29 protein-coding genes are annotated in these 25,646 nt (G+C 66.2%); 16 read left to right on the top strand and 13 right to left on the bottom strand.

What is annotated here, in order from left to right:
- Nucleotides 1–2: 2 nt before the first annotated feature.
- Nucleotides 3–1,082, top strand: a complete 1,080-nt coding sequence (gene ychF / locus GOAMR_RS16830) for a redox-regulated ATPase YchF (protein ID WP_005190558.1) — start codon at nucleotides 3–5, stop codon at nucleotides 1,080–1,082.
- Between the two features lie 52 nt (nucleotides 1,083–1,134).
- Here ychF and GOAMR_RS16835 read toward each other — a convergent pair whose 3' ends face one another.
- The gene (locus GOAMR_RS16835; protein ID WP_005190560.1) at nucleotides 1,135–1,761 is read right to left on the bottom strand and encodes a class I SAM-dependent methyltransferase; all 627 of its coding nucleotides are present in this window, start codon (nucleotides 1,759–1,761) and stop codon (nucleotides 1,135–1,137) included.
- Nucleotides 1,762–1,954: 193 nt separating this feature from the next.
- Nucleotides 1,955–3,163 carry a globin domain-containing protein gene (locus GOAMR_RS16840; protein ID WP_005190561.1) on the bottom strand — a complete coding sequence of 403 codons (1,209 nt, stop codon included), beginning with the start codon at nucleotides 3,161–3,163 and terminating at the stop codon, nucleotides 1,955–1,957.
- Between the two features lie 269 nt (nucleotides 3,164–3,432).
- Between GOAMR_RS16840 and GOAMR_RS16845 the strand changes: the two genes are divergently transcribed.
- A complete protein-coding gene (locus tag GOAMR_RS16845; RefSeq protein ID WP_005190564.1) occupies nucleotides 3,433–4,371 on the top strand; it encodes a glycoside hydrolase family 43 protein in 939 nt (312 codons plus the stop codon).
- Between the two features lie 285 nt (nucleotides 4,372–4,656).
- On the top strand, nucleotides 4,657–4,965 hold the full coding sequence (locus GOAMR_RS24865; RefSeq protein ID WP_050942775.1) for a putative quinol monooxygenase: 309 nt from the start codon (nucleotides 4,657–4,659) through the stop codon (nucleotides 4,963–4,965).
- A 39-nt stretch (nucleotides 4,966–5,004) separates the two neighbouring features.
- Here the strand turns inward: GOAMR_RS24865 and GOAMR_RS16855 are convergent, their stop codons facing one another.
- From GOAMR_RS16855 to GOAMR_RS16865, 3 genes are all read right to left on the bottom strand, one after another.
- Complete coding sequence (locus tag GOAMR_RS16855; RefSeq protein ID WP_005190570.1) at nucleotides 5,005–6,285, bottom strand: GDSL-type esterase/lipase family protein; 1,281 nt, start codon at nucleotides 6,283–6,285, stop codon at nucleotides 5,005–5,007.
- Between the two features lie 100 nt (nucleotides 6,286–6,385).
- Nucleotides 6,386–6,760, bottom strand: coding sequence for a DUF3021 family protein (locus GOAMR_RS16860; protein WP_005190572.1), 375 nt, complete (start codon nucleotides 6,758–6,760; stop codon nucleotides 6,386–6,388).
- Between the two features lie 44 nt (nucleotides 6,761–6,804).
- Nucleotides 6,805–8,952, bottom strand: a complete 2,148-nt coding sequence (locus GOAMR_RS16865) for a molybdopterin-dependent oxidoreductase (protein WP_005190577.1) — start codon at nucleotides 8,950–8,952, stop codon at nucleotides 6,805–6,807.
- 241 nt (nucleotides 8,953–9,193) lie between these two features.
- Between GOAMR_RS16865 and GOAMR_RS16870 the strand changes: the two genes are divergently transcribed.
- Nucleotides 9,194–9,445, top strand: coding sequence for a WhiB family transcriptional regulator (locus tag GOAMR_RS16870; RefSeq protein ID WP_005190580.1), 252 nt, complete (start codon nucleotides 9,194–9,196; stop codon nucleotides 9,443–9,445).
- A gap of 83 nt (nucleotides 9,446–9,528) precedes the next feature.
- Here GOAMR_RS16870 and GOAMR_RS16875 read toward each other — a convergent pair whose 3' ends face one another.
- From GOAMR_RS16875 to GOAMR_RS16885, 3 genes are read right to left on the bottom strand one after another with little or no spacing between them, the layout of a single operon-like run.
- Nucleotides 9,529–10,401 (bottom strand): DUF1266 domain-containing protein, encoded by an 873-nt coding sequence (locus GOAMR_RS16875; protein WP_005190583.1) that lies wholly within the window; start codon nucleotides 10,399–10,401, stop codon nucleotides 9,529–9,531.
- A complete protein-coding gene (locus GOAMR_RS16880; protein WP_005190584.1) occupies nucleotides 10,389–11,267 on the bottom strand; it encodes a DUF1266 domain-containing protein in 879 nt (292 codons plus the stop codon). The genes GOAMR_RS16875 and GOAMR_RS16880 overlap by 13 nt, the downstream gene beginning before the upstream one ends.
- The gene (locus GOAMR_RS16885; protein ID WP_005190587.1) at nucleotides 11,257–12,042 is read right to left on the bottom strand and encodes a DUF1266 domain-containing protein; all 786 of its coding nucleotides are present in this window, start codon (nucleotides 12,040–12,042) and stop codon (nucleotides 11,257–11,259) included. The genes GOAMR_RS16880 and GOAMR_RS16885 overlap by 11 nt, the downstream gene beginning before the upstream one ends.
- A 223-nt stretch (nucleotides 12,043–12,265) precedes the next feature.
- On the opposite strand from GOAMR_RS16885, the gene GOAMR_RS16890 reads away from it, so the two are divergent.
- The 5 genes from GOAMR_RS16890 (at nucleotide 12,266) to GOAMR_RS16910 (ending at nucleotide 17,428) form a co-directional block, all read left to right on the top strand.
- Nucleotides 12,266–12,904, top strand: coding sequence for a TetR/AcrR family transcriptional regulator (locus tag GOAMR_RS16890; protein WP_005190590.1), 639 nt, complete (start codon nucleotides 12,266–12,268; stop codon nucleotides 12,902–12,904).
- 156 nt (nucleotides 12,905–13,060) lie between these two features.
- A complete protein-coding gene (locus GOAMR_RS16895; protein WP_005190592.1) occupies nucleotides 13,061–14,206 on the top strand; it encodes a VOC family protein in 1,146 nt (381 codons plus the stop codon).
- Entirely contained in the window at nucleotides 14,203–15,162 is a 960-nt protein-coding gene (locus GOAMR_RS16900) for a fumarylacetoacetate hydrolase family protein (RefSeq protein WP_005190595.1), read from the top strand. The genes GOAMR_RS16895 and GOAMR_RS16900 overlap by 4 nt, the downstream gene beginning before the upstream one ends.
- Nucleotides 15,159–16,667: a bifunctional 3-(3-hydroxy-phenyl)propionate/3-hydroxycinnamic acid hydroxylase MhpA gene (gene mhpA, locus GOAMR_RS16905; protein ID WP_005190596.1), complete on the top strand. Its 1,509-nt coding sequence runs from the start codon at nucleotides 15,159–15,161 to the stop codon at nucleotides 16,665–16,667. The genes GOAMR_RS16900 and mhpA overlap by 4 nt, the downstream gene beginning before the upstream one ends.
- Before the next feature lie 284 nt (nucleotides 16,668–16,951).
- Nucleotides 16,952–17,428, top strand: a complete 477-nt coding sequence (locus tag GOAMR_RS16910) for a peptide-methionine (S)-S-oxide reductase (protein ID WP_005190599.1) — start codon at nucleotides 16,952–16,954, stop codon at nucleotides 17,426–17,428.
- A gap of 63 nt (nucleotides 17,429–17,491) precedes the next feature.
- Here the strand turns inward: GOAMR_RS16910 and GOAMR_RS16915 are convergent, their stop codons facing one another.
- The gene (locus tag GOAMR_RS16915) at nucleotides 17,492–17,905 is read right to left on the bottom strand and encodes a RidA family protein (protein ID WP_005190602.1); all 414 of its coding nucleotides are present in this window, start codon (nucleotides 17,903–17,905) and stop codon (nucleotides 17,492–17,494) included.
- Nucleotides 17,906–17,987: 82 nt separating this feature from the next.
- On the opposite strand from GOAMR_RS16915, the gene GOAMR_RS16920 reads away from it, so the two are divergent.
- A complete protein-coding gene (locus tag GOAMR_RS16920) occupies nucleotides 17,988–18,395 on the top strand; it encodes a winged helix-turn-helix transcriptional regulator (RefSeq protein WP_005190604.1) in 408 nt (135 codons plus the stop codon).
- A gap of 102 nt (nucleotides 18,396–18,497) precedes the next feature.
- On the opposite strand, the gene GOAMR_RS16925 is transcribed toward GOAMR_RS16920, so the two are convergent.
- Complete coding sequence (locus GOAMR_RS16925) at nucleotides 18,498–19,127, bottom strand: NAD(P)-dependent oxidoreductase (protein WP_005190607.1); 630 nt, start codon at nucleotides 19,125–19,127, stop codon at nucleotides 18,498–18,500.
- Nucleotides 19,124–19,933 (bottom strand): inositol monophosphatase family protein, encoded by an 810-nt coding sequence (locus GOAMR_RS16930; RefSeq protein WP_005190610.1) that lies wholly within the window; start codon nucleotides 19,931–19,933, stop codon nucleotides 19,124–19,126. Before GOAMR_RS16930 ends, GOAMR_RS16925 begins: the two co-directional genes overlap by 4 nt.
- A 92-nt stretch (nucleotides 19,934–20,025) precedes the next feature.
- Between GOAMR_RS16930 and GOAMR_RS16935 the strand changes: the two genes are divergently transcribed.
- Together GOAMR_RS16935 and GOAMR_RS16940 are read left to right on the top strand one after the other, a co-directional pair.
- Nucleotides 20,026–20,916: a LysR family transcriptional regulator gene (locus GOAMR_RS16935; RefSeq protein ID WP_040515617.1), complete on the top strand. Its 891-nt coding sequence runs from the start codon at nucleotides 20,026–20,028 to the stop codon at nucleotides 20,914–20,916.
- Nucleotides 20,917–21,051: 135 nt separating this feature from the next.
- Nucleotides 21,052–21,462, top strand: a complete 411-nt coding sequence (locus GOAMR_RS16940; protein WP_005190616.1) for a VOC family protein — start codon at nucleotides 21,052–21,054, stop codon at nucleotides 21,460–21,462.
- Nucleotides 21,463–21,541: 79 nt separating this feature from the next.
- Here GOAMR_RS16940 and GOAMR_RS16945 read toward each other — a convergent pair whose 3' ends face one another.
- Complete coding sequence (locus GOAMR_RS16945) at nucleotides 21,542–22,426, bottom strand: NADP-dependent oxidoreductase (protein ID WP_005190619.1); 885 nt, start codon at nucleotides 22,424–22,426, stop codon at nucleotides 21,542–21,544.
- 131 nt (nucleotides 22,427–22,557) lie between these two features.
- On the opposite strand from GOAMR_RS16945, the gene GOAMR_RS16950 reads away from it, so the two are divergent.
- Nucleotides 22,558–22,953, top strand: a complete 396-nt coding sequence (locus GOAMR_RS16950) for a winged helix-turn-helix transcriptional regulator (protein WP_005190622.1) — start codon at nucleotides 22,558–22,560, stop codon at nucleotides 22,951–22,953.
- A gap of 194 nt (nucleotides 22,954–23,147) precedes the next feature.
- On the opposite strand, the gene GOAMR_RS16955 is transcribed toward GOAMR_RS16950, so the two are convergent.
- Nucleotides 23,148–23,717: a helix-turn-helix domain-containing protein gene (locus GOAMR_RS16955; RefSeq protein ID WP_005190624.1), complete on the bottom strand. Its 570-nt coding sequence runs from the start codon at nucleotides 23,715–23,717 to the stop codon at nucleotides 23,148–23,150.
- 47 nt (nucleotides 23,718–23,764) lie between these two features.
- Between GOAMR_RS16955 and GOAMR_RS16960 the strand changes: the two genes are divergently transcribed.
- From GOAMR_RS16960 to GOAMR_RS16970, 3 genes are all read left to right on the top strand, one after another.
- Nucleotides 23,765–24,589: a class I SAM-dependent methyltransferase gene (locus tag GOAMR_RS16960; protein WP_005190627.1), complete on the top strand. Its 825-nt coding sequence runs from the start codon at nucleotides 23,765–23,767 to the stop codon at nucleotides 24,587–24,589.
- Between the two features lie 198 nt (nucleotides 24,590–24,787).
- Entirely contained in the window at nucleotides 24,788–25,039 is a 252-nt protein-coding gene (locus GOAMR_RS16965; RefSeq protein ID WP_005190629.1) for a WhiB family transcriptional regulator, read from the top strand.
- Nucleotides 25,040–25,197: 158 nt separating this feature from the next.
- Nucleotides 25,198–25,617, top strand: a complete 420-nt coding sequence (locus GOAMR_RS16970) for a nitroreductase/quinone reductase family protein (protein WP_005190632.1) — start codon at nucleotides 25,198–25,200, stop codon at nucleotides 25,615–25,617.
- Nucleotides 25,618–25,646 lie beyond the last annotated feature (29 nt).

Here is a 25,646-nt window from a genome sequence, read left to right on the forward strand (position 1 = left end):
CCGTGAGCCTCACCCTCGGGATCGTCGGTCTGCCCAACGTCGGCAAGTCGACCCTTTTCAACGCCCTGACCCGTAACGACGTCCTCGCCGCGAACTACCCGTTCGCGACGATCGAACCGAACATCGGTGTCGTCGAACTGCCCGACGCCCGGCTGACCCGGCTCGCCGAGATCTTCGGCTCTGAGCGGATCCTCCCGGCCACGGTGTCGTTCGTCGACATTGCCGGCATCGTCAAGGGCGCGTCGGAGGGTGAGGGCATGGGTAACCAGTTCCTCGCCAACATCCGCGAGGCCGACGCGATCTGCCAGGTGGTGCGCGTGTTCGCCGACGACGACGTGGTGCACGTCGACGGGCGTGTCGACCCGCTCGCCGACATCGAGGTCATCGAAACCGAACTGATCCTCGCCGACCTGCAGACCCTGGAGAAGGCGATCCCGCGGCTGGAAAAGGAGGCGAAGAAGAACAAGGACCTCGCCGCCGAACTGGCCGCCGCCAAGCAGGCCCAGGAACTCCTGAACTCGGGCAAAACCCTTTTCTCCCAGCATGATTCGTTCGATCTCTCATCGGTGCGCAGCCTGCACCTGATGACTGCCAAACCGTTCCTCTACGTCTTCAACGCCGACGAAGCCGTCCTCACTGACGACGCCAAGAAGGCTGAACTCCTGGCCGCGATCGCCCCTGCCGACGGCGTCTTCCTCGACGCCAAGGTGGAATCCGAACTCCTCGAACTCGACGAAGAAGACGCCCAGGAACTCCTGGACTCGATCGGCCAGACCGAACCGGGCCTGCGTTCCCTGGCCCGCGCCGGTTTCCACACCCTCGGCCTGCAGACCTACCTCACCGCCGGCCCGAAAGAGTCCCGCGCCTGGACCATCCACCAGGGTGACACCGCCCCCAAGGCCGCGGGCGTCATCCACACCGACTTCGAAAAAGGCTTCATCAAGGCCGAAATCGTCTCCTTCGACGACCTCGATTCCAATGGCTCCATGGCCGCCGCCAAGGCCGCCGGCAAGGTCCGGATGGAAGGCAAGGACTACATCATGAAAGACGGCGACGTCGTCGAGTTCCGCTTCAACGTGTAGGCGACTTCCTGTCTAGCGTTTGATTGGAGACGGCTGTTCGGCGAAGTGCGGGCTATTTTTCCCAGCCGTCGATGTCTGGGTCGACCGTCGAGTCGGCGTTCTTGACCGCGTCGATGTAGTCGTTGCCGCCTTCGTCGATCATCAGCGCGGTCAACCGCATGTCGAGTGACCGCAGGTGCTCCAGGTACGCCGCGTGGCCGAGCGATTGAGACTTTCGGCCGGTCTGCGCGTCGTGCCACTCGCACGGTTCGGCAGGCACGGAGAGCAGGAGCCTGCCACCGGGGCGGATCGCTGCGGCAAGCCGTCGCAGTGACGTGAACTGATCGTCGGGTTCGAGGAGAAACAGCAGGCCGATACATACCGCTCCGTCGAAACGCCGGTCGAAGTAGTCGCCGTCCTGTGCGGCCTCGCACCGGACCGGCATGCCGGGCAGGTTCCGCTCGAACTCCTCGACCATCCGGGGGGATGCGTCGACGCCGAAGACAGTCAGCCCTTCGGCGGCCAGAGCCGCAGCGATCGGAATGCCCGTTCCGCAACCGACGTCGATGACTTCGGCCCCGTCCGGCAGTGCGTCGACTGCCCAGGTGGCAACCATCCTTGCGCCGACGGCGGAGCGGGCCTGTTTGTACTCGCTGACCACGTCGTTCCAGCCTTCAGAATGATCGGACTGGTCGGCCATCCCAGAAGACTACCTGCGACTTGTCGGCAGGCCCGGCGCTGTCTGTCGATGGCAAGTCCTCCGCCTGATTTCCGTATTCGTGCGATCGAGCACAAAGATGGGGCTTGCAGTTCGAGCACGTCGCGCCGGCCACATGAGGTTGTTCGGATCAGGCCTCACGCGACCGGCATCACCGTGCGGTGATCGACGCGGGTCAGTCGGGGTTCTGTGCCCACAGGTCGGGTCCGAACACCTCGTACTGGATGCGCTCGGAGGGCACACCACGCGCGATGAGCTGGTGCCTGATCTTCTGCATGAAGGGCAGCGGGCCGCACATGAACACCTGGGCGTTGTCGGGCAGTTCGACGTCGCTCAGATCCATGAAGCCGCTGCGCGCGGGGTGCAGCGTCGGAGCCTCGTCGGCGCCCTGCTCGTACCAGTTCTGTGCCTTGGCATCGCTCATCGCGAGCACCTGGCGGCGCAGCCCCTGGTAGAGGGCGTGATGCTCGAATGAGGTGTCGGCGTGGAAGAGTCGCACGGTGCGGTCGGGCTGGCGGCGTGACAGGTCCTCGAGGATCGCGGCGGCAGGGGTGATGCCGATACCTGCCGACACCAGCACGATCGGTCCGTCGGACTCGTCGAGCACCACGTCGCCGGCGGGCGGGGAGACCTTCAGTACCGTGCCGGGCGTGGCGTTCTCGTAGAGCCAGCCCGACACCTGGCCGTCGGGGGCGCCGTCGATACCGCGCACCCGCTTGATCGTCACTCGCAGGGTGTCGCCGCGAGGTCCCGACGAGATCGTGTACTGGCGGGGCTGGAGCCTTCCGTCGGGAAGTTCGACCTGGATCGCGATGTACTGGCCGGTGCGGTGAGACGGAATGTCGCCGCTGACGGGAGCGAGCAGCAGCGAGAAGACCTCGTCGGCTTCCTCGAAACGCTCGACCACGCGGTAGTCGCGCCAGGTGTGAGCCGGGTCGGTGCCGCCGAGCGCGTACAGCCGCGCCTCGTCGGCGATCAGCGTGGTGGCGAACAGCCAGTAGACCTCGTCCCACGCGGCCGCGACCTCGGGGGTGATGGCATCGCCGAGCACGGTTTTGACGGCCTTCAACAGGTAGTGCCCGACGATTATGTATTCGGTGGCCTGGATGCCGAGCGAAACGTGTTTGTGCGCGATGCGCTGCATCACGGGGGTGAAGTCAGGGGCGTCGGGGTCGATGAGTTGCACCGCGAACGCGACGACCGAGGCGGCGAGGGCTTTGGGTTGCTCGCCGATCGCCTGGTTGGCCGTGTTGAAGGTGTTGAGCAGTTCGGGATGGGCTTCGAACATGTCGGGGTAGAAGGTGGCGGTGATCTGGTCGGCGTGCTCGGCCACGACCGCCGCGGTGGCGGCGACGACGGCTTCGGACTCGGGGGACAGTTGCATGACCGTGACTCCTGTGGGCTGGTTCGGACGAGGTCGCGCGATGGCCTGCGTCGATCATGCAACGCGGGGGGAACCCTACTGTCGGGTTTCCGCTACTTTTATTCACTTTTATTGGCCCCCACACACGGATGAGGGGAATCTCCGATGGCGGCTTTCCGAGTCGATTCGGTCTGGCAGTTGATGCCCGGATGTGACCGAACGCTGTTGCCAATGGGGTGGAAGTGGCCAATGATACTAAAGTGGTTAATTCGTCGCGACGGTCCCGTGCTATGGCGTGTGCGGTCATCGCCGGTGTACTGGGGTGGCTCATACACTCGGGTGTCGCCGTCGCCGAACCGGTTCCGCAGTGGCGGTACACGATGGTGGGATTCAGCGGTTCCAGCGCCCGCGACCTGGACGTGTACGAATCGGTCGACGGCACCGACTACCAGGTGGTCCGGCAGGCCGCCTACCGGCCGCCGTCGGGATACGTGCGGGACCCGAGCATCATCCGGCACGCCGACGGCTGGTACTACCTCACGTACACGACCGCCGACGGCGCCAACATCGGTTTTGCGCGCAGCCGCGACCGTGTCGCCTGGGAGCATCTGCGCAACCATCCGCTGCCGCTGTGCTGCGCGTTCCTCTGGGGCACCGGAGACGGCAAGGGACCGTCGAATCCGATCTTCACCGGGTCGGCCGGATTCAAGGACGGTCCGTCATTGTCGCCGTTCACCACCAAAGTGTGGGCACCTGAATGGTTCGTCGACGGCGACCGTGTCCACGTCATTGTGTCCATGTCCACCGGCGGCGGGTTTGTGCCCTATCTGCTGACCGCCCGGGATTCGTCCTTGCGTAGCTGGAGTTGGCCGATTCCGCTCGCCGGGATCGGCGCCGACCACATCGATACCACCGTGGTCAAAGTGGGATCGGCGTACCACGCATTCACCAAGAACGAGACGAAGAAGGTCATCGAGCACGCCGTCGCACCCGCAGTGAAAGGGCCGTACACGTTTGTCTCACCAGGGAAGTGGGGAACGCTGGTGGAAGGGCCGGCGGTGGTGCAGTTGCCCGATGGGAACTGGCGGCTCTACCTCGACTCCTACACCCGCAAGAGGTACCTCTATTCCGACAGCACTGATGGCCTGAGCACCTGGTCGCCGCCGAAGGAACTTCCCCGCCTGTCGGATACCGTCCGGCATGTCGGTGTCCTGCGCGAACCGGCGTAGTCGCATCGCCGCAGAAGATCCCGAAACCTGAACCAGATTCCCGCGATCGTCACCTCATCGAACGGAAGCCGCCGAACCGCTGCGACACTCCTGCGATATCCATGACTCCTGAGAGTCGGCGCGACCACCGTCTACGTCAGGGGCGCTGTGGGGCGGGCGATGCTTCGTTGGCCACCTGGCGCGAGATCATCGACCGCGATCTGGTCCCGACCTCATTGCTGTCTGCGGGATTCACCGACCATTCCGCCTCCTGTCCGGAGATCTCGGCATGGCAGCATTCGTGCGGTGAATGATCGGAGCACGACATCATCGCATGGGGAGGTGTCGCTGAGCGGCAGACTCATCTGCGCCGACGATCAGCAGGTTGCCGTCGTCGCGAGATACCTGCCGCGACACATCGAGCTGACCCGTGCGGAACCGGGGTGTATCAGCTTCTCAGTGGTGCAGAGCCAGGATCCCCGGATCTGGCGGGTTGAGGAACTGTTCGCGAACGCTGCCGCGTTCGAATCGCATCAGCAACGTGTCGCGGACAGCGAATGGGGCAGGGTGACCTCGGGTATCGAACGCGACTACACGGTCCGGACGGCGGACTGATTCATCGGGTACGGCGACAACTCGTCATTGACATGACCTTCAGCTGAGTTTGGTCAGGTCGACCGTCTCGGCCATCTTCCGGTAGCCGGCCGGGCTCGGGTGCAGCCGGTCGGGGCCGGAGTACTTGGGGGCCAGGATGTTCGGGTTGCGCGGGTCGCGCACGGCCTTGTCGAAGTCGAAGACGCTGTAGGTCAGCTTCTGGGTGCGGATCCAGCGGTTGATCACCTGGCGCGTGGGATTGGCCAGCGGTGCGGTGTAGCCGTCGAACAGGGCGTCGGCGGCGGGCAGGATGGTCGCGATGTGGACGCGGATGCCGCGGGCCTTGAGCCGGGTGATGATGAACTTGTAGCCGGCGATCACCTGGTCGGCGTTGGCGCCGATCGGAACGCCCAGGTCGTTGATGCCTTCCAGGATGATGACGTCCTTCACGCCGGGTACCTCGAGGACGTCGCGTCGCAGGCGGCGGGTGGCTGCGTCGCCGAACATCGGCACGAATCCGTCGGCGATGACCCGGTTGCCGCTGATCCCGGCGTTGACCACCGAACGATTCGCCCCGGCCGCGTCCAGGCGGCGCTGCAGGAAGTCGGGGTAGCGGGCGTTGCGGTCGACGACACCCCGTGCCTGGGGCACCACGATGTAGTTGCTGGAGACGTACCCGTCGGTGATCGAATCGCCGAGGGTGACCACGGCCGGGGTCGGCGCGGCGGTGCGGACGTCGACCCGATTGACGATGGGAACGACGGTGGTGCTCAGCGGGAAGTCACCGGTGTTGCGGCTGGCGGTGCGGTCGCCGCTGCCGGGCACCGAGTAGTAGCTGGTGGCGTTGCCGTTCATGTGCTGGGTGACGAAGGCCGCCAGGCCCCGGACGTTCACCGACACCGCGAGGCGTTGCCACGCCTTCACCTCGAGGGCCACCGGGTCGCTGAGCACATCGCCGCCTGCCGGGATTGTGACCGATCGCTTGCCGCGGAACGTCAGTGGCACGGTGGCCGACTTCAGCGAAGCGCCCGAACCCGCGATCGCCGCGGTGGCGGCGCCGACGTCGAGCGGTATCGGGCGAGCGGCGTTGGTCAGCCGCACCTTGACCTGGTCACCACCCTTGTGTGGGGTGACGATGACGCGGAAGGTCTGATCGGCGATGTTGAGGATCGGCATCAGGTTCGCGTCGGCGCCGTTCAGGGCGTCGGTGGGGGCAGCCATCCAGCTGCCGACCCAGTGCCGACCGTCGGCCGCCGGTTCGGCGTTCGCGGCGGCCGGCATGACGGCCAGGCAGGTCAGGACCGCAACAACAGCGGTCAACAATCGCGTCCGGGCGGCCATGAGCTCCCCCTTTGTGGCACGGCACACAGTTTCGTCCAGATATTCCTACCATCACTCGGCAGCAACACGTTACTGATTGGTAAGGAGTGGGCGATTCGCGTCATTTCCGTCGACGTTCACCGATGGTGAAAACGAGATAGAAGACGGCCCAGAGGCCCGCACCCCAGAGGACGAAGACGGTGATCGCGACCCACCAGCCGGTCATCGACGACAGGTTGAACCAACCACTGAGCAGGAGGGCCGGCAGCACCGTGACCAGCATGATCGCGAAGTGTGCGACTGATTGTTTCCGCAGGCTCCACCCGTCGATCCGGTAGATGAACGAACTTCCGCCCAGGGCCGCCACGATGACCCCGGTGACCAGTGTTCCCCGGCCACCCGTCTCGTCGCCCTGTGCGAGCAGCGCGAGGCCGATCGCCGTCATCACCAGCAGCGGTAGCGCGGTGGCCAGCAACACCTTCCAGATCGTTCGCACGAACCCCAACCTATCGCTATGGCCGGGGCCGGCTCTCTGGCCGCTCAGTCGGCGCGCGACACCTTCACCCAGGTGTCGTTGACGGCGGCGGTGCCGGTGAACGGGTCGACCTGCGCCGGGTCGTGCAGGTCGTTGACATTCTCGCCCGGCAGAGTGCTGGCATGCTGCCAGCCGGTGGCCTGATGGCCCCACCCGTGCGGGATCACCACCGAGCCCGGGCGGATCCCGTCGTCGATCCGCAGCGGCACCTGGATTTTGCCGACCTTGGAGGTGACGAGGAGGAGATCGCCGTCGGCCAGTCCGCGCTGGGCCGCGTCGTCGGAGTTGAGCAGGGCATTGCACCGATTCTGCCCGGACGTCATGCGCGGGAGGTTGTGGAGCCAGGAGTTGTTGCTGCGCAGCTGGCGACGACCGAGCAACCGTAGGTCGAACTCGGCGTCGGGACCGGAAATCGGCTTGGCCAGCTGGTCGAGGGTCGCCTCGACGAATTCGGCGGGTGCGAGGGCGACCCGCCTGTCCTTGGTGGCGATGACCTCTTTCAGACGAGGCACCAGTGGTCCGAGATCGATTCCGCCCCGGGCCTCGTGCAGCTTCTTGACGGTGATCGCGTTGCGCCCCTTACGGAGTCGTCCGTACGGTCCGAGGGCCATGCCGACCGCGAGAATGCGGTTGGGGTCACCGAGGCGCATCAGCAGATTCCTTACCGGGGCGGGAAACAGCGCCCGTAATGGGTTGGGTAACAACTCCAGTACCAGCTGCACGAGGATCTGCCAGTCCTCCATCGCATCGGCCGGCGGCTGAAAGGCACGGCGCTGCATCCGCAGGCTGTTGCGCACGGTGAACAGGGTGGTGAAGAACGCGACCTCCTCTCGTTCCAGCGGGGAGACCGGCGGCAGGATGAAGTCGGCGTGTCGGGTGGTCTCGGTGACGTACATATCCACTGCCACATACAGATCGAGCGTCTTCATGGCGTCATCGAGCCGGCCGGCGTGCGGAATCGACGACACCGGGTTACCGGCGACGGTGATCATCGCGCGGATCTGGCCCGGGCCGGGGGTGAGGATCTCGTCGGCCATCACCACCGCGGGCAGCTCGGAGCGGAAGGCCTTGTACCTGCCGGAACGGTCGGTCCACGCGCCGTGCGCGGCCGGGATGAACTTGGTGAACCGTGGGATGTCGATGACCGGTGTCGGGAACATGATGCCGCCGGGCCGGTCGAGGTTGCCGGTGACCGCGTTGACCACCGCCACCAGCCAGCTCACCAGGGTGCCGGTCTGCTGCTGACAGATCCCGATCCGCGCGTACATCGCGGCCGACTCGGCGGCGGCGTGTTCACGCGCCAGCGATCGGATGAGATCGGGGTCGACGCCGGCGCGTTCGCCCATCACCTCAGGTGTCGCCCGGGACACCAGAGCTCTGAGTTCCATCGTTCCGGATGCGTTGTCGTTCAGCCATTTCCGGTCGACAAGGTCTTCGGTGAAGAGCACGTTGAGCATCGCCAGCAGCAGGAAGATGTCGCCGCCGGGACGGACCGCCACGTGCTGGTCGGCCAGCTGTGCGGTCTCGGTGTGGCGGGGATCGATCACCACCACCTTGCCGCCGCGGGCCCGGACGTCTTTGATGCGACGTGTGGCGCCCGGCATGATCGAGAGCGAACTGTTCGACACCGCGGGATTGGCGCCGAGGATCACGAGGCGGTCGGTGCGGTCGATGTCGGTGACCGGCAGCAGGAAGTTCGAGCCGTAGGTCCGCCACGAGGAATACTCGTGCGGCATCTGATCAATAGTGGACGCCGAGAAGAAATTCGGGGTCAGCATCATCGCACGCAGCATTCCGAAATACATCACCGCAGAGCTATGGGCTGCCGGGTTGCCGACGTAGAGCCCCAGCGCACGGTTGCCGTGGTCGGCCCGGACCTTACGCAGACGCCGTCCGATCTCGGTATAGGCCTGCTCCCAGGAGACCGGTTCGAAGCTGTCACCCACGCGTTTCATCGGCTGCCGCAGCCGGTCCGGATCCTCATGAACGCCGCCCATCGCGGTCGCCTTGGGGCAGATGTATCCCTTGGACAGCACGTCGTCGGGGTTGCCGGCGATCCTGGCGACGGCGCCGTCTGTGACGGTCACCAGGATTCCGCAGTGGGATTCGCACAGGGTGCACTGGGTGCTGTGCGTGATGGGCTGGGCGGTCATCGGGCGCCTTCCATGGAGCAGAATAATGTAGGATATATGTTAGCGGGCTGATTGGTCCTGCGGGCAACATCGGCTTTCGGGTGGGCCGGGCGCACCGAAACACCGCCTCGTCCTGCGGCCGTCGGGTCGCCTCGATTGTCGCCACAACGACCTCCTGTCGGAGGGAAAATAAGAGGCGCTACTTCTTGTCTTCTTGTAGGTTTCTGAGATTGTCGCGGACACCGGAAAGGGGCTGACATCGATGACCACTACTGCGATTGAGCCACTTCGACTGCCGCTGACCGCTCTGATCTTCGCGTCGGAAACCCCGGACTGGTCCGGTGCGCTCTGTGCGGACCCTGGCCTGAATCCCGAACTGTGGCATCCGTTTCCGACCGAGGATGCCGGTGTGGCCGTCGAGGTGTGCCACCGTTGCCCGCTGCGGGCCGAATGCCTGGAGTTCGGGAAGGCCAACAGGCTGCCCGGGGTGTGGGGCGGCGAGCGGCTCGGTTGATTCCGAATCGTCTTGTCGCACTGGGAATTATACTTGACAGCCGGCGACCACGATTCTGGGCCGACGATCGTCATGCGACACGGTTACTCGTCGTCGACCAGCACCGGTTCGTCGGGGAACGGGATGTTGGTCCACGGCGAGTTGATCGAGTCCAAGAACGGACGCATCATCTCGATGCCGCATGTGACGTGCCGCCCCCAGCTCTCCGGGTAGGTGACGATCCGGCCGGCGAGCACCCCGAGGGCGTACTCGCGCCAGTTGCCGTACAACTGCGAGGCCGAGTCGCGGCAGGCGATGGCGACATTCGCGGCGATATCCGATGACCCGAAGCCCAGGTGCACACCCCAGCGGGCGATGTTCCCGGCGCGCAGGTAGTCGTATCCGTCCAGCGCGACGACCTCTTCGTCGGCGCCGAGCAGGTGTGCTTGGCGCAGTGTCTGTTCCGCGGCATGGATGGCCGGGATCGTCTCGCACAATGCGTCGGCGTACCCGGCCGGAGCCTCCACCCGGGCCGCCTCGTCGCGCAGGGCGGCGGCCCAGTCGGCGTCGCTGACCCTCGGCTGGTCGCGGACGGTGCGCACCCGCGTCCGGACGATCGCCGCGTGATAGGCGACGGAATCGCCGTACTGGCCGTTGACCAGCGCGTTGAGCCGTTCCATCCAGTCCCCGCGGTCGGTGATGCCCCAGACCTGCGACATGAAGTACTTCACGTCGGCGTCGCCGACATCGGTGAGCGAGTTCCAGGTCGCGTCGTTGGCGACGACCATCGGCGCCGACAGTGCCAGCCCCTGCGCGAGCGGCCCGTAGAAGTAGCCGTGCGGATCGGTGGGGATCGGTTCCTGCCGGTAGTCCCGGGCGATGGCCGCCGCGATGCCCTCCGGCGATTCCGCGACGCGCATGTGTTCGGCGTCCTCGTCGTCCACAAACCTGTCGCGCAGTGAGCTCAGTAGTCCCATGAGTCCTCCTGGAAATCGGTGATGGTCAGTTCGGGCAGCGGGTAGCGCAGGGTTCGCCACGGACTGTCCCGGGCGGTGAGGCAGGTGGCCACGGCGGGCAGCAGTGCGGCGAACCGGGCCCGTCGTTCGTCCGGCTCCGCGGTCAGCGCCGCCCCGGCCAGCACCGTCGCGGCGTACTCGCGCCACGACGCCGCCCGGCCGGTGATCAGGTCGACGACGGCCAGCAGACCCTGCGTCACCGCCGCGTGATCGGCGTACCCCGACTGCGCGCCATACCGGATGGCGGTCACGGCATAGCTTGCCTGATGTCCGACGATGCCGGGCAGCAGCACGCCCGGCGGCAGGACGTGGGTCTCGCGCAGCCAGCCGTCCACCTCGTCGATCGCCGGGGCCAGCCGGTCGAGCGCGGCATAGGCGGCGTCGGGCTGGTTGGTGGCGTGCAGCCAGTCGCGCACCGCGCCGGTCCACTCGTCGGCGGCGAGGTCGGTTCCGGCCGACCGGGCGGCCTCAGCACGCACGCGCAGCACCGTGTCGATATCTCCGATACCGCCGTGATCGAGGGTCGTCCCGAGGTACGACACCCAGTCGGCGGGACTGTTGATCTGAAGGTGACGGGACAGCCCGACACGGACCTCGTACGCCGACATCCCCGGAATGCGAATCACGTTCCAGGGCACGCCGTCGGCGACGGCGGTGGCCGCGTCGGTGGCCAGGGCTTGGGCCACCGCGCTGTAGAGCGGGCCGCGCGGATCGACGGTGAGCGTGCCGGCGGCGGCCGCGGCCAGCGCCGGGTCGGGCGGCGCACCTGCGAGCAGGTCGTCGTCGATCAGATAGTCCGACCCGGTCACGGCCGGGTCAGGCAGCACGGGGGAGCGGGATGTTGGTCCACGGGCTTTGCGGGCTCGACAGCAGTGATCGGACCGCCTCGGCGGCCCGGCGGTACACGTCGTCGGTCGGGTAGCCGCCCTCGATCACCGAACAGCCCAACACGTACGACGCACCGAACGACGCCCACGAATCGAACACAGAACCGGCGTTGTGGGCGAGCGCGCCGAGCATCTGCTGCGCGGTCTGCGGATCGGAGTAGCCCACCCGCATGCCCGCCTGGGTCAGATAGGTGGCGTGGGCGAGGTCGTAGGCGAACATGGTGACGACGCGCTGTCCCGGCGGCAGCAGCCCGCCCTCGGCGAGCGCCTGCTCGGCGTGGTAGACCTTCACCGCCGAACGCAGCAGCAGATCGGTGTGCTCGTCGGTGTGCCCGTTCCGTTCGCTGTGCGCGCTGACCGCCGGCAGCCACTCCTCCAGCCCGAGGTAGGCGGCGCCGGAGTTCTCGAGGACCTCGTCGCGCACATCCAGGGCCATCTCACCCGGCTCGCCCTTGACGCGGAGCCCGCGGATCGCGGCATCGGTCACCTGCACCCAGCTGTCGCGGCTGGTGACCTTCCACCGGTCGATCAACGCGCGCTGTTCCTCGCCGGTCGCGTCCAGCGTCCCGGGCGGAACCCCTGGACGTTCGGGCCAGTTCCAGAACAGGCCGAGTCGCACCGCTTCGGGAGCTCCCAGTGCCAGGGCCTCCGCGTGGGGACCGTGTACGGGTCCGCCTGGGTGCGACAGCGGGTGGGTTTCGAGGCCGGAATTCACAGGCGGATACCTCTCGGTGGTTCGGCGGTCTTCTCACTCGTGCTTGGCCGTTCCGAGGCTACCGAAGTCGCGGCTTGTCGATCTGCGGAGGTGGTGGGCACTCCGGTTCTCGTGTCCCACGGACGTCGCCGGCGGCGACCCCGGGCTGTCAGAAGGCTGTACACCATCCCACTGATTCGTGGCACGTATCATCACTTCTGATGAAGTGTTGCGAAAGGGAACGATGAGCGGCAAGCCTGCGCAGGTCAGTCGGGGTGACCGGCGTAAGGCGAAGACCCGGGCCGCGTTGATCGGTGCGGCCGTCGGATTCCTGTCGGAGGGGCGCACCAGCGTCAGCATCCAGGAGATAACGGACGCCGCCGACGTAGGTTTCGGCACCTTCTACAACCATTTCGACACGAAAGAAGACCTGTTCGCCGCCGCCGTGACCGCGACCCTCGATGGGTGGGCTGCGCTGCGGGCGCGGGCAACCGCCGGCCTCGTGGATCCGGCGGAGATATTCGCACGCAGTTTCCGGGTGGCCGGCCGGTTGCAGCCGGTGCACCCGACGATGGTGCGGCTGGTGCTCAATTCCGGTGCGCAGGTCCTGAGTTCCGAACATGGACTGCGCCCCGGGGCGGTCGAGGACATCGGTCGGGGTATCGAATCGGGTCGATTCGCCGTGCGCGATGTCGATGCCGCGGTGATGATGGCTGGTGGCCTACTGCTGGCTCTGTTGCAGATGCTGGAGTCCACCGATGCTCCCGCAGGGTCGACGGCGGATCTTTTCGCCGAGCGAGCGCTGGTGATGCTTGGCGTCGCGTCGGACGAAGCGCACGACATCTGCCACCGTGAGCTTCCCGATATCTCGGTTGAACTCTGATCGCGGCGCTCGTCTGACCTCTTCTTACATCTCGGTCGCGCTCAAGCCGGCCGGGCACTTCGTCGTGCCCACCTGTCGTCGACTGGTGCCCGACCACTTGACTGATAGAACCATCGTAAGTGATGATAGTATCAGTTAACGATGAGGAGGCAGCCCATGTCGGTCCGATCCGCACCACACGACCCGCACCGAGACATCCATAGCGACGCCGGAGCCGTGGCCGGGGAGCACCCCGGACGCAGCAGCAACCCGGTCATCAAGGTCCGTGGTCTCGCGTGGCTCGAATTCTCCAAACCCGACCTCGTCCGAGCGGAAGCCTTCGCGCGGGCCTTCGGGTTCGAGACCGCCTACCGCACAACGGATCACCTGCATCTGCGAGGGGCCGAGCCGGGATCGCCGTGTGTCGTCATCCACCGAGGCAGACGAACGAGGTTCCTCGGCCCCGCTTTTCAGGCGGCCGACAGCGCAGACGTGGTCAAGCTCGCCGATCGGCTCGGGACCAAGGCTGCGCCGGTCGGAGAACCGTTCGGCGGAGTGGGCGTGGACCTGCTCGACCCCAGCGGTATGCCGCTGCGAATCGTCGCGGATGTCGATCAGTTGCCCGCGATCGGCGCCACCCCGGAAGCGGTGTTCAACTTCGGTGGCCACGCTTGTCGTATCAATACGCCGGTACGGCCCGCCCGCACTCCGGCGCGGGTCCGGAGACTCGGGCACGTCGTGGTGATGACCAACCGTTTCCGCGAATCCCTCCAGTGGTACCTCGACAACCTCGGGCTGATCGTGAGCGACTTCCTCTACTACGAGGACCAGCGCGAACGCGGCCCGGTCATGGGGTTCATCCGCTGCGACCGCGGCAGCGAACCCTCCGACCACCACACCCTCGCCATGACGCTCGGTCCGTCCAACAGATATGTCCATTCGGCGTACGAGGTCGCCGATCTGGACACCATCGCAGCGGGAGGCGAGTACCTCACGGATCTGGGTTACCGCCGATCGTGGGGAATCGGCCGGCACATCCAGGGCAGTCAGATCTTCGACTATTGGCGCGACCCGGACGGTTTTCTCGTCGAGCATTACGCGGACGGTGACCTCTTCGACTCGACTATCGAACCCGGTTGGGCGCCGATGACCGCTTCGGGTCTCGCCCAGTGGGGGCCGCCGGCCTCGGCGGACTTTCTCGGCACCGCGATGGGCCGGGAATCGGCGATCACCGCACGCGATGCCATCACCTCGCTGCACAACAACGACAACGAATTCGACCTCCGCCGACTGCGCGGACTACTGAAAGTACCGACATCATGAGCATTCCCGTCCTCCGCACCCCCGACGCCTGGTGGGTGGCCCTCGGCGACGACCGCGTCCGCCGTATCGACACCGATGCGCAGACCACCGCACTGCTTCTCGCTGATCGGGAAGCGATCATCGCGGCCCGCGACGGCGACGGACCGACCACCGACGTGGCGGCACTGTCTCTCATTTCACCGGTGACCACACCGTGCCGGGTCGTCGCGCAGATGACCAACTACGCCACCCATGTCCGAGATTCCGGAATGGATCCGGCGACGGTGCCGCTGACCTTCTTCCGTAAGGCATCGGGCTCGGTCACCGGTCCCCACTCGGATATCGTCAAACCCGCCCATGTGAGCCTCCTTGATTACGAGGTCGAGATCGGGCTGGTGATCGGCGAACCCATCCCGGTGGGCACATCGATCGCCGCCGGACCGGGCCTACCGCCCCAGGTCGCGGCTCTCGTCATTACCAACGACGTTTCGGCCCGCGATATCCAGCTCCCCAAAACCCAGTTCTACGAAGCGAAGTCGTATCCCACCTTTACTCCGGCCGGGCCCGTCCTGCTCCTTCTGGAGGAGGGTGACGGCAGCCGATTCACCGATCTTCGGTTGCGGCTCGAGGTGAACGGAGAAATCCGGCAGGACAGCACCGTCGCCGACATGATCTACCGCCCGCACGAGGCGCTGTCGGCGCTTGCCCGCTTCCAGTATCTCGACACCGGAGACCTGGTCCTGACCGGCACCCCGGGCGGTACCGCGCTGAAAGCGCCACCCAAGCCGATCGAAATCATCGGCAGTCTGCTGCCGCCGGCGGTCAAATGGAAAACCTTCTTCAAGCGGCAGGCGAACAACCCTCGCTACCTGCACGACGGCGACGTCATCGAAACCTCGATCGCCACGGCAGACCTCGCTCTGGATCTCGGCGTCCAGCGCAACACGGTGAGGTTCACCGCCGACACACCGTCATGACCGGCCCGGCATCCCCGTCGGTGGTGATCGTCGGGGCCGGCCCCACCGGCGTCACCGCTGCGGCGCTGCTCGCGTTGTACGGTGTCGACAGCCTCATCCTGGAGCGCTGGGACGACATCTATCCGCAGCCACGGGCCGTTCACCTCGACGACGAGATCTACCGCATCCTCGGCAAACTCGGCATCGCCGACGACTTCGCCGCCATCTCCCGTCCGGCGCTCGGTCTTCAGGTCATCGAGGGGGACGGACGAATACTTGCCCGATTCGAGCGGAGCCCAGACACCGCGGTGAACGGCTACCCGCAGGCGAACCTTTTCGATCAACCCGCGCTGGAACGCCTGCTGCGCAACCGGGTCGCCGAACTTCCCCTGGCGACGCTGCGTTCGGGCGCCGAGGTCGTGGGCCTGACATGCTCAGGCACAGTGGGGGATCCGATCACGATCGACGTCCGCGACGTGGCCAGCGGTATCATCGAACAGATCTCCACCCGCTTCGTACTCGGGTGCGATGGAGCGAACAGCCTGGTGCGCAAGGCTATCGGAGCAACGATGCGCGACCTCCGCTTCGAACAGCACTGGCTGGTCGTCGACGTCGACACCACAGCGGACCTCCGGCAGTGGGACGGCGTGCACCAGTTGTCCGACCGGGGCAGGGCAGGCACCTATATGCGGATCGGACCTACCCGGTACCGGTGGGAGTTCCGCCTTCTCCCCGGCGAGACTGCGGACGACTTCTCCGGCATCGAGTCACTCCTGCCGCTCCTCAAGCCTTGGACCGGCAGCACCCCGGCCGCCGATCTGCACCTGATCCGTTGCGCCGGATACACTTTCCGCGCGCAGATCGCCGACCACTGGCAACATGGCGGCGCCTTCCTGCTCGGCGACGCAGCGCACCTGACACCGCCGTTCATCGGACAGGGCATGGGCGCAGGTCTGCGCGATGCCTACAACTTGTGTTGGAAGCTTGCCGCAGTCCTGCACGGGCAGCGACGCCCGGACACGTTCCTGGCCACCTATCAACAGGAACGACGTCCCCACGCGCTCGCTATGATCCGCAGCGCCATGCTGATCGGATTCGCGATGACGGGCGGCGGTATGGCCGGATCCGCGTTTCGTACCGCCGCACTGCCCCGCGCGTCGAAGATCCCGGGTATCGGCCGTGCCGCGACCACCAGCGAAACACCTCGACTCCGCCCGTCGGCACTCATCGCACGGTCCCGCCGGCCGCGTGCCCTCGAAGGCACGCTCTGTCCGAATCTGCGTGTCGATGACCGGCGCCGACTGGACGACGTCACCCTCGGATACACCGTGATCACCCTCGACCCGCCCGAACCGGGCGACCGTCGGTACTGGTCCGCGTTCCCGGCAACGATCGTCCAGGTGGACGGCAACTCCGATCTCGGTCGCCGACTGGCACGTGGCCGCAACAGGGCGGCGCTGGTTCGGCCTGACGGAACGGTTCGTGCAGGCGCAACCAGCCTTGCCCGCCTCGCGATGATCGTTTAGGACCGGTTCGGCGGCTTCACACTCGTGCTTGGCAGTTTCCGAGGTTACCTAAGCACCCGCTTGCCCGTCGGTCCGCCGGCGTGTGCCTGGCGCAGGTAGCGCACGAGTCCTGACACGGGCGCGAGGTGAGCTCGCGAGGGGCGACCCCATGAATCCGGAGTGCTAGCATCAGTGCTATCAGTTGAGGAGCTGTGCTATGTCGTGGGCCGCTCGAGTGGGCTGCCCGAACATCGCGGGCCTGTAGCGATGGGAAGCCGCGTGGCTGTGACGAGCCGGTGACATCTGTGGACGAGCATGAGATCTACCTCGCGGGCGGCTGCCTGTGGGGCGTACAGGCTTTCGTCGCGACACTGCCCGGGGTGACGTTCACCGAGGCGGGACGGGCGAACGGCACGAGTTCCTCTCTCGACGGTGCCTACGACGGGTATGCCGAGTGCGTCCGGACTCGATTCGACCCGCATGTGGTGAGCGTCGAACAGTTGATGTCGTACCTGCTCGAGATCATCGATCCCTACAGCGTTGATCGGCAAGGCCCCGATGTCGGGCGTAAATATCGCACCGGCGTGTACTCGGCGAACCCGAATCACCTCGCACAAGCGAAAGCATTCATCGCCGCGCGGGAGGACGCCGACCGCATCGTCGTCGAAATCCTGCCGCTGACAAGCTATCTCCGCAGCGCCGATGAACACCAGCATCGGCTCGCGCGTTGCCCCGGCGACTCCTGCCACATCCCCGACGAGCTACTGCGGAAGTACGCATGACGGGGTCCCCATGCGAGACCTGTTGGCCGGGCAGATGAATCGGCGGAGCCGCGGGTTTTGCGACTATGGGCCGGCGATGGCCGTGGTTTCCAGCTCGACACGCACGTCGGGTTCGAACAGGTAGTCCACGCCGATGAGCGAGGCCGGAGGAAGTGGCTGGGGGATGCCGAGTTCGTCGGCGACACGCTCGATTCCCGCCATGAATGCTCCGATCTGGTCGGGACTCCACCGGGTGACATAGAAGGTCATGCGTACGACGTCGGCGAACGATGCGTCGGCACCTTCCAGCGCTCGGGCGGTGTTGCGCAGTACCTGTACCACCTGGGCGTCGAGCTCGTCGCCGCCCACCGGCAGACCTTCGGCGTCGCGGGCTATCTGGCCGCTGATGTGGATGTGGCGGGTGCCCGTGGCGATCGCGACATGGTGGTAGGGGGTGTGCGGCTGCAAGCCTGAAGGGCTGATGCGCTGGACGGACATGGGTGTCTCCATTTCGTTCGATCACAAGTGGTTTATTGTTGATACCTGGTTGCTTCAGGACACTTCAAGGAGACCTGGTTTCATGCGGGATACCTCGCCCCACGCACACACCCCGGCGCATGCGGCCGAGGACGCGCTTCGCATCGACACGCCACATCGGGAACTGCTCGATCAGGTACTGGACAAGTGGTCGCTCAGCGTCCTGAACGAACTGTGTGAGCGCCCTTGCCGTTTCAACGAGCTGCGCCGTGCGATACCGCAGGTTACCCAGAAGTCGCTGACGGCCACGCTGCGCAGGCTCGAGCGGAACGGCGTCGTCGAACGGTGCGTCACCGGTACGCGTCCCGTGGCGGTCGAGTATCGGATCACCCCGCTGGGCAAGACGCTCCGCGCGCCCGTCGACGCTCTGCTCGAGTGGGCCGATGAGTATCTGCCGGCCATCGAGTGGGCGAGAGAGCAGTTCGACGACGCGCAGGCCGCCGGCGGCTGAGCGCGACCGGACGTCGACCATGGGGGAGGCGCGTAGCGCCCCACTCCGTCGGTCGGCATCATGCCCGCCGGGCCGCCGGCACCTGCCCGCACCCGGAAGGTGTCACGACTTCGCCTTCTGGATGAGGAAGAGTCCCTCGGGGTCCGCGGGCGACCGTGTCGCGAGTTCGATCATCAAGCGCGCGACGGAGATCCGTGAAGCGCCGTAGGGAAAGAGCCGCTTGCGTACCGCGGCGAGCGGGGCCAGGGTGAGGCGTGCGTCGTCGGCCTTGTCGCTGAGCGGACCCGAGTGCACGACGGTTCCCCCGGCGGCCAGCACTGCGGTGTCGGCGGTGACCTTGTCGTCGTACTCGGGGCCGAACATCCTGCGCAGCAACCAGGCGGTGACACCGCCGACCTTGGTGGCGGACGGGCCCGTGCCCGACGCCCCCAGCCACACGATGCGTGCCGGGTGGGCGGCGACGACCGCTCTCGCCCCGGCGGTGAGCGTGCCGGTCTCGGCGCGTCCGCGTACACCCAGACCCGAGACCACGACGTCGTCCGGGCCGATCGCGGCGGCGACACTCGCGGCGTCGTTCACGTCCGCGCGCACCACCTCCAGCTGGGGATGCGGGGCAAAGCCGGCGGAATCGGGATTGCGCACGAGGGCCCGCACCTGGTGACCGCCGGCGAGGGCGTGAACGACGAGTTCGCGACCGGTACCTCCGGACGCTCCCAGAACAACAATCCTCATCGGAGGCTCCCGTCGGTCGTCGCGAGCGCTGCACGGACGCCGGGATGCACGCCGGGGGCGCCGACGAGGATCGTGTCGCTGCCCGGGACCCAGGGCTTTCCGTCGATGGTGGTGACCACCCCGCCGGCCTCCGCGACGAACAGCGATCCCGCGGCCACACCCGGCAGCACCGGCCGGTACTGCCAGAACGCGTCCATGTTTCCCCCGGCCACCTGCAGCATCGGGAAGGTGGACGGCACGCTGGCGCGCACCAGGAGGGCCGCGTCGAGCAGTGTTGTGATGGAGGAGCCGATCGGGCCGTAGGTGTCTGGCTGATCGGCCTCGGCCTGGCCGGTTCCGACGATCGCGACGTCGAGCCCCTGTTTCCCCGACACCGCCAGTCGGCGTTCGCCCACGAGTGCACCCTCGCCCACGACGGCGGTGTAGGTCAGGTCCGGTACCGGTTGGCGGAACACGGCGAGCACCGGGGTGCCGGCGCGGACGAGCGCGATGCTCACGCCCCAGTCGGGCAGGCCGTGGATGTGGTTCACGCTGCCTTCGGTGTCGTCGATGACCCACCAGTCGCCGTCATCGGGGAGTGGTGCGGCCTCCTCGGCCTCGCCGACGAAGCGGGCCTCGGGCAGCAGCGCGGTGAGCGCCGCGCGGGTTCCGTCGGCGGAGACCCGCTCGTTGCGATCCAGAGCGTCGCGCAGAGCGGCGGCATCGGCCGGACGGGCGTCGGTGTCGTACACGTTCAGCAGCCGGTCACCGGCCTGCTCTGCGATCACTGTGACAGCTTTCAGAAGTTCGCTGTAGTCGGTCTTCATGGCGTCCTCTCTTGTTGACGAGTACGACGTTACGAAGAACCGATCCATGATTCCAGTGCAGGTTAGGAAGCCTGTACATTACTGTGAGTCATGTGGACTTCAATCTCCTCGCCGGCCTGGACGCCCTGCTGGAACACCGGAGCGTGCAGGATGCCGCCGCGCAGCTTCATCTGACCCCACCTGCGGTCAGCCGCATCCTTTCGCGACTTCGCGCCGCGACGGGCGACGAGATCCTGGTGCGTAACGGGCGGCACATGATCCCCACGGCCAGGGCACTGGAGATGCGCAGCGAGGTGCGTGACCTCGTGGCCCGGGCCGAGCAGATCCTCTCGCCCCGCCGTTCGCTCGATCTCGCGCAGTTGCAGCGCAGTTTCGTCGTGCGCTGCCACGAGTCGCTCGCCCCCACGGTGGCCTCAGGCGTGGTCCGGGTCATCGCGAACACTGCTCCGCAGGTTCAGCTGCGCGTGCTCGGGGAGGGCTCGGGCGACGATCGCGATCTCGCCCAAGGACTCGTCGACCTCGACGTCGGTGCGGAACCTCCCGCCACCGCCGGGCTACGGGCGCGCGTCATCACCTCCGACCGGATGATGCTCGTCGCGTCCCGCGACGCCGGTCTCGACGTCGAGAATCCCGCCCTTGAGGCCGTGGTCGCCGTGCCGCACATCGCGATCTCGCGGAGGGGCCGCGCTCGGGGGCACCTCGACGACGTGCTCGCCGAAGCCGGCCTCAGCCGGAAGATCATCGCCACAGTGCCCACCGTCGCCGCGGGATTGGCGATCCTGGAGACGACCACGAGCGCCACCGTGATCCCCGAACGACTCACCCGCTCACTACCCGAGGGTCTCGTCGTGCGGCCGTTGCCGTTCACCCTTCAGGCGGCTCCCATCGCGCTGAGCTGGCACCGTCGATACGACAGCGACCTTGCGCACGCGTGGCTCCGGGACATTGTCGCCGCGACACTCGGTACCGCGACCATCGGCTGACGCACTCCGACCCCCATACTCTCGACAGCCGTCGGTGCGCGAGAAAAGATGTGCGTCGGGACTCCCCAAACGCCGCACCGGTGTGGTCATACTGGGCATGTCGCCACATGATCACCAGAGAGAGAGGCTTTCGCGATGACGCACAATCTTGCCACGTATCTGGCTCTGCCGGGGAACACCAAAGAGGCCATGACCCATTGGCAGGAGGTATTCGGGGGAGAATTGCAACTTCTCACCTATGCCCAGACGGGGTTCGACATGCCCGCCATCTCGCAGGACGCCATCGCTCACTCGACGTTGACGACTCCGGGTGGCACCATCGCCGCCGGAGACGCCATCCCCGAGGAGCATTCCAATCCGATCCGCGACACGGTGTACTCGTTGCTGTACACCACGGACACGCCCGACGAGGCGCGGGATCTCATCGCCAAGCTCGTCGCCGGCGGCGGTGACGAAGGTATGCCGTTCGCCCAGGCGCCGTGGGGAGGCTACTACGGGCAGGTGTTCGACCGCTTCGGCGTGATGTGGGCTTTCAGCTGCGAATGAATTCGCTGCGCAGTTGACGTCGGCAGCCACACACCGATTCTCGCCCAGATCCCCGGTAGCCGGAGGCAGTTGGTCTTGCTCAGTACGTGACAACCACCGCGCCGCGCCGGCCACCATCGGACAGGTGCGCGACGGAATCCGGCGCGTCGTCGAGGCCGACCTTCTCCGAGACGCGGAGGATGAGCTTGTTGGCGGCGGCCAACGCCAGCAGTTCGGCAAGTTCGGCGCCGTCGGGTCGCACCAGAACCGCCTGGACGTCGATCCGCGTTTCGGCGGCGGTCTCCCGTGCCGGTACCACCCCGATGTACCGACCGTCGTCGCGGACCGCCCGAAGCCCTTCGTCGGCGAGGTCGGCGGCATCGAACACGGCGTCGTAGGTGCGGTCTACCCGATCCGTGAACCGGGCTCCGGTCGATTCGACGAATGAGCGATCGGCAGGTCGCGCCAGCCCGGTGACGGTGAACCCGAGATCGACGGCCAACTGGATCGCGTAGCCACCGACCGATCCCGCAGCACCGGTGATCAACAATGATCCGCGCTCGGTACCGAGAAGTGCCAGCCCCTGACGTGCGGTCTGCGCGTTGAGCCCGACTGTCGCCGCGGCCACCGGGTCGAGTCCTGCGGGCACCGCCGCGATCGAGTCGGCCGGCACCACCACCTGCTCTGCGACAGCACCGACCTCCTTGTCGACGCCGCCGTACAGTGCGGCCACGATGTCGCCCGGTGAAACCGAATCTACGCCGTCGCCGACCGCGATGACCTCACCGACGACATCCCAGCCCAATCCGACGGTCGGTCGCGCAATCCAGCCCAGTTGATGGAAGAAGCCTTCGGACACAGCCACATCCACCGGATTCAGTGTTGCGGCGACGGCCTGGAGGAGAACTGTTCCCGGTGTGGGTGCCGGTGGCTCGACCTCGGTGATCTCGGGTACGCCGGGAGGTGTGACGACGAGTGCGCGCATTGATGAGTTCCTTACTGTTACGGGTGCGATCTGTCAGGACCCCGAAGAGGTTGACCACACCAGCATCGGTGAGTAACTCTCTACTGGTAAGTAGGCACCTGAAAGTGCGTAACAGATGCAGGAGTATGCAGATGGTCACGATGACCGCCGCCCAACGGCGTGCCGTACGCAAGGCCGACTACGACGTGTACATGGCAAGCTGCAAGAGTCGCCTTGTCCTGGAACGGATCACCGACAAGTGGGTGTCGCTGGTGGTGTGCGCTCTCGGTGAAAGCGACATGCGCTACGCCGAACTCAACCGCCGCATCGCGGGAGTCAGTCAGAAGATGCTCACCCAGACGTTGCGGAACCTTGAGCGCGACGGTCTGGTCACGCGCACCGTGGCCCCGACGGTGCCGGTGTCGGTGACCTATTCCCTCACCGAACTCGGGCATGGCCTGCACGAGGTCCTGCAAGGAATCAAGGTATGGGCCGAGGAAGCGGCGGCGGAGATCATCATCGCGCGTGACCGTTACGACGCAGGCTGATTCACCGGATGCCGGGAGAGCGGGGACAACTGCCGGCGTCCGGGCATGCGGCCGTGATCGCGAGGGACGGCCGACTGGCCTGCTGGGTACAGCCGGAATTGCGGAGCGGTCAGTCGTGGGCGGCGGTGGTGATCGATGGGGCGCTCCGGTGCGGCCATGGCGAGTACCGGGTACACCGCAGTACAGCCATGTGCTCAGTCCTGCTCGTGGGCGTGCCGGCCTTCGGCCGTGAGGATGGTGAGGATCTCCACGGGATCGGGTCCGTGAGCGCCGATGGCGTGCGGGACCATGGTGGAAAACTCGGCCGCGTTCCCGGCCTCGACGACAATGATGCGTTCGCCCAGACGCAGAGCCGCGGTGCCGCGCAGGACGGTGAACCAGTCTCGGCCGGGGTGGACTCCGGCTTCATCGAGTGGAGGTGGTGGCGTCGTGATCAGCATCTTCGCGACGGTGAGTCCGCCGGGAGTGCGGGAGCTGGTGAGCGTCCAGGTGGTCATGCCACGCCGCTCGTCCCGATGCGGGCGGATCACGACGTCCTCGTCCTCCGGCGATTCCACGAGCTGATCGATCGTCGCGTCGAGTGCGCGGGCGATCGCCACGAGCTGGTCCAGTGCGATGCGCCGAGCACCGGTCTCGATGCGACTGAGGTTGGAAGGGCTCAGGTAGGCGCGCTCGGCCAGAGTGTCGAGCGACCATCCACGGGCGAGCCTCAATGCGCGGATGCGCAGCCTGACGAGTCGGTCCACATCCGCATCTTGCGTCATAGGCAAGAGTATATGCCTATACTGCATGGCGGATCTACGCTGGAACCATGCACAACAACGACGCTCAGGCCCTGCCCACCGACGAGTCTCAGCATTCTCATCGGCACTCGTCCGCACTGAGCCTGCTGCTCGATCTGGACGCGTGTGTTCACGAACAACTGCTCGACGCCGCGATGGACGCAGCAGCCACCCACGTCGACGACGCCGGTGTCCACCGTGTTCTCGACGTGGGTGCGGGAACCGGTACCGGGACCTTGCGCTGGGCACACCGCTACCCGGAGGCCGAGATCATCGCCCTCGACGCCAACCCCGCGATGGCCGCGACGATCGCAGCCCGGGTGGCGGGCGAACACGTCAGGACCCTCACGCGTCCCGTTCAGGAGCTGGGCATCGAAGCCGGGTCGGTCGACCTGGTCTGGGCGTCGTCGGTATTCCACGAATTCGATGATCCGGCAGTGGCGTTCGATGTTCTGTCGCACGTGATCCGCCCGGGTGGGGTGCTGGCGATCATGGAGATGGATGCCCCGCCGCGACTGCTGCCCGTCGAGTACGACGAACTGGAATCTCGACTGCGAGCGCTGGCCGATGCGGACGCACCCGGACCGGAGTGGACGGCACGCCTCGGCGACGCGGGCTTCGAACTACTCGACAAGCGCACGCTGGTCAGCGACCGGGAACTCGCCTGGGACGGCCCCGGCGGGGACTACGCGCGAGCCGAACTCCACCGCCTCGCAGTCCACGGTTCCCGCGGTCTGAACGCCGAGCAACAAGCCTCACTATCGCGAATCCTGAACTCTGGCAACGGAGCACCAGACCGATCCGGCGTCCACATCCGGGGCACCCGAAGCCTCTGGATCGCGCGCAGGCCCTGAGTCCGAAAAATCAGCGGCGTCAATCGGCGTCATCTTGTAGTTTTCAGGAATCGTCAGCGGACAAACGGAAGGAGGTGGCACAGGTGTCATCGTTCAGCATTCTTCTACGGGAGGATTCGGTGACCACGAATCGTGGGATCGATCCGTCATCGAATACTTTTGTCCGCCATGCGAATATCCTGAAAGGAGGATGCTCTGATGACCACTTCCGCCGTCCAGCCGCTTCACGTGCCGCTCACCGCGCTGATTTTCGCGTCGGAAACCCCGGACTGGACGGGCGCACTGTGTGCTGATCCCGGCCTGAACCCCGAGTTGTGGCATCCGTTCCCCACCGAGGATGCAGGCGTGGCTGTGGAAGTGTGCCACCGTTGCCCGCTGCGGGCCGAATGCCTGCAGTTCGGGAAGACCAACAGGTTGCCCGGGGTGTGGGGTGGCGAGCGGCTCGGCTGACGACATCGTCGGCGATCGTCTGCTCGGCGTGGTGGACCTACATTGCCGGTTAGTTAGAGCAGTCGGTCGGTCTGCGCCGGGTGGTTCGTGGCCAGGGGCATCGCTGGGATCGGTACGTTGGTCGGAGGCGAAGGGGGGAGCGATGGGTATGTACGCGGATGTTGTCGGTGCACCAGGTCATCTATGAACGTAGCGGAGGAGCCGTCGGCCACCGTTTGCTGTTCGGGTTGCCCTCCTTGTTGTTGCGGACCACCGGACGAAAGACCGGGCTTCGCCGCACACATGGTCTCATCTACGTGCAGGACGGCGACGATCTCCTTGTTGTGGCATCCAACAACGGCGACCCTGCGGCGCCGGGTTGGCTGGCCAATATCAGAGCCTGTCCTGAATGCGAATTCCAAATCGGCAGAACAGTTCACACCGCTGTTGCGACAGTGATCGGCCCCGCCGACCGATCCTACGCCCGTCGCTGGGAGTTGGTGAACGCGCGACTGTTCGGGCTCTACGAAAAGCGGCAGCGGGCGATGACGCGCCGTATCGCGATCGTCGTGCTGTCATCGGCCACAGAACGCCGGTGAGTCGGTGACGCTTCGGCAGGAAACCACTG

Origin of the sequence: Gordonia amarae NBRC 15530 (assembly GCF_000241345.1) — a bacterium.
Lineage (GTDB): Bacteria > Actinomycetota > Actinomycetes > Mycobacteriales > Mycobacteriaceae > Gordonia > Gordonia amarae.

What these genes read in the sequence shown, in the direction of transcription:
- GOAMR_RS16835 (WP_005190560.1), bottom strand. Translation starts at nt 1,761, where the DNA reads ATGGCCGACCAGTCCGATCATTCTGAAGGCTGGAACGACGTGGTCAGC.
- GOAMR_RS16840 (WP_005190561.1), bottom strand. Translation starts at nt 3,163, where the DNA reads ATGCAACTGTCCCCCGAGTCCGAAGCCGTCGTCGCCGCCACCGCGGCG.
- GOAMR_RS16845 (WP_005190564.1), top strand. Translation starts at nt 3,433, where the DNA reads ATGGCGTGTGCGGTCATCGCCGGTGTACTGGGGTGGCTCATACACTCG.
- GOAMR_RS16855 (WP_005190570.1), bottom strand. Translation starts at nt 6,285, where the DNA reads ATGGCCGCCCGGACGCGATTGTTGACCGCTGTTGTTGCGGTCCTGACC.
- GOAMR_RS16865 (WP_005190577.1), bottom strand. Translation starts at nt 8,952, where the DNA reads ATGACCGCCCAGCCCATCACGCACAGCACCCAGTGCACCCTGTGCGAA.
- GOAMR_RS16870 (WP_005190580.1), top strand. Translation starts at nt 9,194, where the DNA reads ATGACCACTACTGCGATTGAGCCACTTCGACTGCCGCTGACCGCTCTG.
- GOAMR_RS16875 (WP_005190583.1), bottom strand. Translation starts at nt 10,401, where the DNA reads ATGGGACTACTGAGCTCACTGCGCGACAGGTTTGTGGACGACGAGGAC.
- GOAMR_RS16890 (WP_005190590.1), top strand. Translation starts at nt 12,266, where the DNA reads ATGAGCGGCAAGCCTGCGCAGGTCAGTCGGGGTGACCGGCGTAAGGCG.
- GOAMR_RS16895 (WP_005190592.1), top strand. Translation starts at nt 13,061, where the DNA reads ATGTCGGTCCGATCCGCACCACACGACCCGCACCGAGACATCCATAGC.
- GOAMR_RS16900 (WP_005190595.1), top strand. Translation starts at nt 14,203, where the DNA reads ATGAGCATTCCCGTCCTCCGCACCCCCGACGCCTGGTGGGTGGCCCTC.
- mhpA (WP_005190596.1), top strand. Translation starts at nt 15,159, where the DNA reads ATGACCGGCCCGGCATCCCCGTCGGTGGTGATCGTCGGGGCCGGCCCC.
- GOAMR_RS16915 (WP_005190602.1), bottom strand. Translation starts at nt 17,905, where the DNA reads ATGTCCGTCCAGCGCATCAGCCCTTCAGGCTTGCAGCCGCACACCCCC.
- GOAMR_RS16920 (WP_005190604.1), top strand. Translation starts at nt 17,988, where the DNA reads ATGCGGGATACCTCGCCCCACGCACACACCCCGGCGCATGCGGCCGAG.
- GOAMR_RS16925 (WP_005190607.1), bottom strand. Translation starts at nt 19,127, where the DNA reads ATGAGGATTGTTGTTCTGGGAGCGTCCGGAGGTACCGGTCGCGAACTC.
- GOAMR_RS16930 (WP_005190610.1), bottom strand. Translation starts at nt 19,933, where the DNA reads ATGAAGACCGACTACAGCGAACTTCTGAAAGCTGTCACAGTGATCGCA.
- GOAMR_RS16940 (WP_005190616.1), top strand. Translation starts at nt 21,052, where the DNA reads ATGACGCACAATCTTGCCACGTATCTGGCTCTGCCGGGGAACACCAAA.
- GOAMR_RS16945 (WP_005190619.1), bottom strand. Translation starts at nt 22,426, where the DNA reads ATGCGCGCACTCGTCGTCACACCTCCCGGCGTACCCGAGATCACCGAG.
- GOAMR_RS16950 (WP_005190622.1), top strand. Translation starts at nt 22,558, where the DNA reads ATGGTCACGATGACCGCCGCCCAACGGCGTGCCGTACGCAAGGCCGAC.
- GOAMR_RS16955 (WP_005190624.1), bottom strand. Translation starts at nt 23,717, where the DNA reads ATGACGCAAGATGCGGATGTGGACCGACTCGTCAGGCTGCGCATCCGC.
- GOAMR_RS16960 (WP_005190627.1), top strand. Translation starts at nt 23,765, where the DNA reads ATGCACAACAACGACGCTCAGGCCCTGCCCACCGACGAGTCTCAGCAT.
- GOAMR_RS16965 (WP_005190629.1), top strand. Translation starts at nt 24,788, where the DNA reads ATGACCACTTCCGCCGTCCAGCCGCTTCACGTGCCGCTCACCGCGCTG.
- GOAMR_RS16970 (WP_005190632.1), top strand. Translation starts at nt 25,198, where the DNA reads ATGTTGTCGGTGCACCAGGTCATCTATGAACGTAGCGGAGGAGCCGTC.